Source organism: Synechococcus sp. R8-2, from assembly GCF_047461715.1.
Lineage (GTDB): Bacteria > Cyanobacteriota > Cyanobacteriia > Thermostichales > Thermostichaceae > Thermostichus.
In genome coordinates this window covers 1-6,311 of the sequence record NZ_JANSHQ010000038.1, presented here as the reverse complement: position 1 = coordinate 6,311, position 6,311 = coordinate 1, and the positions used below count along the sequence as shown (strand labels likewise).

Annotated in this window: 6 protein-coding genes and 1 tRNA gene; 4 read left to right on the top strand and 3 right to left on the bottom strand. The window is 60.1% G+C overall.

Annotated elements, in window-relative coordinates:
- Positions 1-181: 181 nt before the first annotated feature.
- Both NW819_RS01045 and NW819_RS01040 read left to right on the top strand, forming a co-directional pair.
- Entirely contained in the window at positions 182-1,105 is a 924-nt protein-coding gene (locus tag NW819_RS01045) for an NAD(+) kinase (RefSeq protein ID WP_011433945.1), read from the top strand.
- A 90-nt stretch (positions 1,106-1,195) separates the two neighbouring features.
- Positions 1,196-1,276, top strand: a tRNA-Leu gene (locus NW819_RS01040).
- A gap of 76 nt (positions 1,277-1,352) precedes the next feature.
- Here NW819_RS01040 and NW819_RS01035 read toward each other — a convergent pair.
- A complete protein-coding gene (locus tag NW819_RS01035; protein ID WP_041436730.1) occupies positions 1,353-1,844 on the bottom strand; it encodes a pentapeptide repeat-containing protein in 492 nt (163 codons plus the stop codon).
- A gap of 167 nt (positions 1,845-2,011) precedes the next feature.
- Positions 2,012-2,308 (bottom strand): hypothetical protein, encoded by a 297-nt coding sequence (locus NW819_RS01030; protein WP_011433947.1) that lies wholly within the window; start codon positions 2,306-2,308, stop codon positions 2,012-2,014.
- Between the two features lie 265 nt (positions 2,309-2,573).
- On the opposite strand from NW819_RS01030, the gene lptB reads away from it, so the two are divergent.
- Entirely contained in the window at positions 2,574-3,302 is a 729-nt protein-coding gene (gene lptB / locus NW819_RS01025; RefSeq protein WP_011433949.1) for an LPS export ABC transporter ATP-binding protein, read from the top strand.
- A 12-nt stretch (positions 3,303-3,314) separates the two neighbouring features.
- Here lptB and NW819_RS01020 read toward each other — a convergent pair whose 3' ends face one another.
- On the bottom strand, positions 3,315-4,745 hold the full coding sequence (locus NW819_RS01020; RefSeq protein ID WP_414412628.1) for a pyruvate kinase: 1,431 nt from the start codon (positions 4,743-4,745) through the stop codon (positions 3,315-3,317).
- 293 nt (positions 4,746-5,038) lie between these two features.
- Here NW819_RS01020 and NW819_RS01015 point away from each other — a divergent pair, with 293 nt between their 5' ends.
- Positions 5,039-6,160: an LptF/LptG family permease gene (locus tag NW819_RS01015; protein WP_414350079.1), complete on the top strand. Its 1,122-nt coding sequence runs from the start codon at positions 5,039-5,041 to the stop codon at positions 6,158-6,160.
- The last annotated feature ends 151 nt before the right edge of the window (positions 6,161-6,311 follow it).

Below are 6,311 nucleotides of genomic sequence, written 5' to 3'. Positions count from 1 at the left end.
CAGGATGCAATCGCTGCAGCCCCGGGCAGCAGTGTATGGCCTCGCCGTGCAAGCTACCCGTCTTGTTCAGCGTCAATGTATCAGCGAAGTCTGCTGGCAGAAATTGTGGAATGGATCACCTGGCCAGCAGAGGGGCCTGCAGAACTGATAGAGTTTTGGCACCTCTGCCTTCCCATTGCCCATGACCAAGCCCAAAGCCGGGATCCTCTACAACGACGCCAAACCCGCCGCCAAACGCAGCAGCGAAACCCTAGCCCGCTGGTTTCAGGAGCAGGGCTGGGAAGTCTGTGTGGCCCCCAACTGGGGCGGTATCCTCGGTTATGCCAAGCCCGACAGCCCCATCTGCCTGACCAAAGTAGATAGCCTGGCCCCGGCTGGATTTGATCAAACCATGAAGTTTGCGGTGGTGTTGGGGGGAGATGGCACCGTCTTGGCAGCAGCACGGCAACTGGCCCCCAAAGGGATCCCCTTGTTGGCGGTGAATACGGGCCATCTGGGCTTTCTGACGGAGACCTACCTTCCTCACCTAGAAGAGGCAGCCAGTGCCGCCATTGCCGGGGAATACACCCTGGATCGCCGCAGCATGTTGCTGGTGCAAGCCTACCGAGGGCAAGAATTGCGCTGGGAGGTCTTGAGCTTAAACGAGATGGTGTTGCACCGCGAGCCTTTGACCAGCATGTGCCACTTCGAGATCACCATCGGGGATCACTCACCTCTGGATGTGGCTGCCGACGGAGTCATCTTGGCTACTCCCACCGGCTCGACGGCCTATGCCCTCTCGGCGGGTGGGCCGGTGATCACACCGGGGGTGCCGGTTTTGCAGCTGATTCCCATCTGCCCCCATTCCATGGCGTCGCGGGCCTTGGTCTTCCCCGATTCGGAGGAGGTATGGATTAGCCCCGTTACCCCTCAGCCACTGGTTTTGGTGGTAGATGGAAATGCCGGCTGCTACATCATGCCGGAAGACCAGATTCGGGTGGTACGTGCCCCCTATTGGACAGATTTGATGCGCCTGCGCCGACCGGAATTTTTCCGGGTTATGCGAGAGAAGTTGGGGTGGGGACTGCCCCACGCTTCCAAGCCCACGTCGGTGGAGTTGCCTTAACTTTGCCGAGGCAGGACAAGCCATAGCTGCAAAATGGCCAATGCCCTTAACAACTCCACCCCTCTGTCGCTATGATGGTTAGGCTCGGAAGCGGATGTGGCGGAATTGGTATACGCGCACGTTTGAGGGGCGTGTGGCTTTGCCTTGCGAGTTCGAGTCTCGCCATCCGCATTACGCAATTAGTACGCGTTATTCATTAGTCCCTCTCCCAGAGAGGGAGAGGGGAAGCTGGCTTCGGCCTTTGGCACTATTCCCGAACGGCACCCTGCAGGCGTGCGCCCCAGGTGCGAGCAAAGCGCAGGTCAGCCCCAACCAGGTTGGCGTCGCGTAGATCGGCCCCCCGCAAGTCGGCGCCGTACAGGGATGCAGAAGAGAGATCGGCCCCCCGCAGGTTGGCCCCCCGCAAGTCTGCCCCCTCCAGGTAAGCGCCACTCAGGTTGGCTCCCCCCAATTGAGCCCGCCGCAAATTGGCCCCCACCAGGTAAGACTGGCTGAGATCGGCGCCCGTCAAGATGGTGCGCTCCAGATTGGCCTCGATGAGATCGGAACCGCTGAAATTGGCCTCCGCCAAATCCAGATTGCTCAGCTCAATGGATCCCAGGCGGCAGTTGGGACAGGTGCGGGAAGCCATGAGGTAGCGCATAAAACAAGAGTTGTAGGTTGTGGCTGCGGCAGAGGAAGCCAAGGCTGCCGTGGCCAGTAGTGCCCAAATGGCGGGAACTTTGAGATTGAGGTTCATGGTTACCAAGCCTCACAATTTTGAAGGTTTACGTGAAGGGACACAGCAGAGGGGGATGGTTCTGCGCTGGTCACATGATAGTGGCATCTTCTGGCTTCGGCCACTCCGCAGGTCTGTCTGGCCCACCTGATAGCAGGCTCTCTCAGGGCGGGATGACGTTTGGAGTCCTATCGTCCCGAAGCTGCCGGGCCGTTGCCAACACTGGGAAGGGGTGGATCTTTGAGCAGCGGCTGCACCCAATGCCAAGACAGTTGCCCCAACCCCACCAAAACCCCGAGTATTGCCGAGGAAGTCAGGACGCGATCCCAGCGGATTTCCCGCCAGCCGGCAGGGCTGGTTGTTGGCCTTCTTGGGTTGAGTTTCTCGGCAACAGGAAGCGGGCGATGGCGCAAAAAGTGCCCACAGCGACGACAGCGATAATCGGAGTTGGAGTTGAGCCAGTAGCAAGCTGGGCAGCGAAGCATGGGAAGGCCAGGGATCCCCTAGTGAAATGATCCCATTTTGAGGGGGGCGAGCAGTTGCCGTGAGCTATATGAGAACCCCATTAAGGATCCCTCCAGTTGGCTTGAGAGGGATCCACTTTGCCTACACTCCCCTGGATTGTGGGCGGGGTTTGGGGCATCTTTGAGGAAGTAGCCTGTGCGCTGCGGCAGCCGGGATCCCTGTCGGTTGGAGAGAATCAGCCCTACAGAATCAGTAAGCATTGATCAGCAGCCCTGTGCCGGCCCTATGCAGATCTACTTAGAAAACATCTGTAAGCGCTATGGCCGCCGTGAGGTGGTGAGCGACGTTAGCCTGAACATTCAGCAGGGGGAAATCGTGGGGCTCCTGGGCCCCAATGGGGCGGGGAAAACCACCACGTTCTACATCATGACCGGCCTGATCCAGCCCAACCGCGGCCATGTCTGGTTGGATGACCAAGACATCACCCACCTGCCCATGCATCGCCGGGCCCAATTGGGGATCGGCTACCTGGCCCAGGAGCCGAGTATTTTTCGTCGCCTCAGCATCCAAGACAACCTGCTGCTGATCATGGAGCAAACGGGGGTGCCTCGCCGCCTCTGGCAGCAGCGGCTCAACCAACTGCTGGAGGAGTTTCGCATCGCCCACGTGGCCCACAGCCTGGGCCTGCAGGTATCGGGGGGGGAGCGTCGCCGAGCGGAGATCGCCCGTGCCTTGGCCGCTGGGATCCACGGGCCGAAATTTCTGCTGCTGGATGAGCCCTTTGCGGGGGTGGATCCCATCGCGGTGGCGGATATTCAGGAGGTGGTGGCCAAGCTCAAGCAACGGGGCATCGGTGTTTTGATTACTGACCACAACGTGCGGGAGACGCTGGAGATCACCGACCGGGCCTATATCCTCAACGACGGGGCCATTTTGGCCAAGGGCACGGCGGCGGAGCTGGCGGCGGATCCCTTGGTGCGCAAGTATTACCTGGGGGAGAAGTTCCGTCTCTAGGGCAGCTCCAGGTCACCTCCAGGAGTACAGAGCTCGCAGGCGTTGGCTTTTCTTGTGCTGGTGGGTCTGCATCCGAGCCAGCAGCTCGTCCAGGAGGGCAACCGCCTCCAGCAGGTAGGGGCCCTTGTTGAGCATCACACATTCGGCGCGGGCAGACATCACCGCATCGGAAAGCTCAGGCCGCGAGGGCAAGCCCTCCTTGGTGAGCTGATCCAGCACCTGGGTAGCCCAAACCACCGGCACGCGGGCTGCCTCACAAATCCACAGGAGTTCCTCTTGGATCTCGCCTAAGCGCAGCCAACCCATTTCCACAGCCAGGTCGCCGCGGGCAATCATCACCCCCAGGGGCCGGCAGCCGGCAACGGTCGCGATCAAGGCCGGCAGGTTTTTCACCGCCCGCTGCGTTTCCATCTTGAGGATCAAGCCCAGATCGGGGCGAGCCTGCCGCCGCTCCAGCTCAGAAACCAGCAACTGCAAGTCCGCGGGCTGCTGGACGAAGGAATAGCCCACCAAGTCGGCATGCCGCACCACAAAGTCCAGGTCTTGGCAGTCTTTGTCGGTAAGGGAACGGATCTGGAGCTGACTGTCAGGAAAATTGAGGCCTTTTTCTGCTCGCAACTTCTTGCCCTGAGGGGCAACTTTGTCCACCTCCAGCACCACGCCTGCCGGCTCGATCCTTACCACGCGGGCGCCGATTTTGCCGTCGTCGATCCAAACGGTTGCCCCCACTTGCAGGTGCGCCAAAACCTCCGGCAGGCTGCAGGTCACCTGGCAGGAGATATCGGCGCTGGCCTCAGGAACCTTCGCGGTGAGCAGGATGCGATCCCCGCGGTACACCTTGGTTTTGCCGGGGGGCATGGCCACTGGGCCGGTGCGGATCTTGGGGCCGGCCAGGTCCAGCAAAATCTTGCAACGCCGTTGGGTCTGGGCTTCGGCCTGGCGCAAGTGGGCCACCATTTTCTCCCACACCGAGGGCTCGTCGTGGGCGCAGTTGATGCGGGCCACGTTCATGCCCCGCTCCAACAACTGCAGCAACAGCTCCGGCTGCTCGGCGGCTTCGCTGGGCAGGGTCACCATGATGCGCGCGCGGCGATGGGGAGAAGGGGGGCCAAACAGCGCCTCGGCGTGCTGCTCTAGTGCCGTATCCCCGGCGTAAAACTCTTCATAGCTGGGTGCCGTATGGGTCAAACCCTGGGTGGCTGCCAAAATAGCAATCACCGCATCCAGGCTCTCCAGAACCCGCGACTCACAGCGCCCCAGCGAGGACAGCCCCGCAGCCGCCAGCTCCAGTTGCAAGCTGCGCAGATCCTGTTGGCGCAGCGCCAGGTAGCGCGCCAGGTTGTGGATGGCCGCAGGAGGGCTCGTAAGGCAGCCCCAAGCGGCCAAGTATTTCTGGGATCCCTCTACAACCTGCTGCCGCAGCTCCAGGAGCCGCTCCAGCAAACTCCTAAGATTGCAGGAGGGGGAAGAGGAGGAAACCATGTCGAAAGTCTTCCCAAGACAAACCCGGCCCAATTCTATGCCTGAGCTTACTTGGGGTCGATCATAGGCGGGTTAGGTTGAGAAAGGAAGGCGATAGCCTTTCATTGCCCAGTGTTCCGGTCTAGAGTCGTTAACAGCCTTCGGCTGTCCTGCCTACTACTTCCTTGGGTTGCGTGAAACTTCATTCTCTCCCTCCTGCCCGTTCCCGCGAGCGGCCTGACCACAGGCTCTCCCTCGTTTGCGCGGTGGGCCTGATGGATCGCTATGTCCTCTCGGAGATGCTGCTGCCGTTTCTCTTTGGGGTGGGAGCTTTCACAACCTTGGTGATGGCGGTGGGATCCCTGTTCGAGCTGGTGCGCCTGGTGGTGGAGGCAGGGTTATCGATTTCAGCAGCCTTGCAGGTGTTCGTGCTGCGGGCGCCGGGGATCATCGTTTTGACGTTCCCGATGTCCATGTTGCTGGCGACGTTGCTGGCCTATGGGCGCTTGTCTGCCGACAACGAGATCACGGCCTTGCGCGGATGCGGGGTGAGCCTTTACCGCCTCATGGTGCCTGCCCTCGTCCTCAGCTTGCTGGTGACGACGTTAACGTTTCTGTTCAATGAGCTGGTGGTGCCGGTGAGCAATCGCCAAGCGGCCACGACTTTGAATCGAGCTTTAAATCGGGATCCGGACTTCCGGCGGGAGAATATCCTCTACCAAGAATTTGGCGAGATCCTCATGCCTGAGCCGGACGGCACCTTTTCCCGGCGACAAGGGCTAACCCGTCAGTTCTACGCCCGCAGCTTCGATGGAAAGCAAATGCGCGGCATTATCGTCCTGGATTTTTCCAACGAGGCGCTCAACCAAATTCTGCTGGCCCAGCGGGGGCGCTGGGATCCCCAAGAGAATCTTTGGGTGTTTGAGGATGGCACCAACTACATCGTTTCTCCGGATGGCACCTACAGCAACATTGCCACCTTCAGCCGGCAGGAGTTGCGTCTGCCTCGCGCGCCGCTGGAGCTGGCTCAGGAGATTCGCAGCCCTGAGGAAATGAACATTCGGGAGCTGAAGCATTACATCGAGGTGATCGCCAGCTCTGGCGATCTGCAACGGGTGCGTCGTCTACAGGTCAGCCTCAACCAAAAGTATGCCATTCCTTTCGCGTGTCTGGCGTTTACCCTGATTGGGGTGCCTTTGGGGCTGCGCCCGCAGCGCACCGGTTCCTCTTTGGGGTTGGGCATCAGTGTGCTGATTATCTTTGCCTTCTATGTGCTGCTGTTCATCACCCAGGCGCTGGGACAAATTGGGACGCTGGGGCCAGCAATGGCGGCTTGGTTGCCCAACTTGATCTGTGCCGCCGTAGGGCTGGGGTTGCTTTACCGAGCCAATCAGTAGCTGCTGGGCACCGTTTCTCCAGATGTAGGATAAAACTGCCCAATGGATTCTCGTATTCTGGAGAGCTCCCCCATGGAAGTTCAAGCTTGGATGAATTGGATGTTTGGCGGATTAGCCCTGCTGATCTTGGGGGGAGCATGACTCTAGTCAA

Bases quoted from the DNA above. Each gene is read 5' to 3' on its own strand.
- NW819_RS01045 (WP_011433945.1), top strand. From the start codon at position 182: ATGACCAAGCCCAAAGCCGGGATCCTCTACAACGACGCCAAACCCGCC.
- lptB (WP_011433949.1), top strand. From the start codon at position 2,574: ATGCAGATCTACTTAGAAAACATCTGTAAGCGCTATGGCCGCCGTGAG.
- NW819_RS01030 (WP_011433947.1), bottom strand. From the start codon at position 2,308: ATGCTTCGCTGCCCAGCTTGCTACTGGCTCAACTCCAACTCCGATTAT.
- NW819_RS01015 (WP_414350079.1), top strand. From the start codon at position 5,039: ATGGATCGCTATGTCCTCTCGGAGATGCTGCTGCCGTTTCTCTTTGGG.
- NW819_RS01035 (WP_041436730.1), bottom strand. From the start codon at position 1,844: ATGAACCTCAATCTCAAAGTTCCCGCCATTTGGGCACTACTGGCCACG.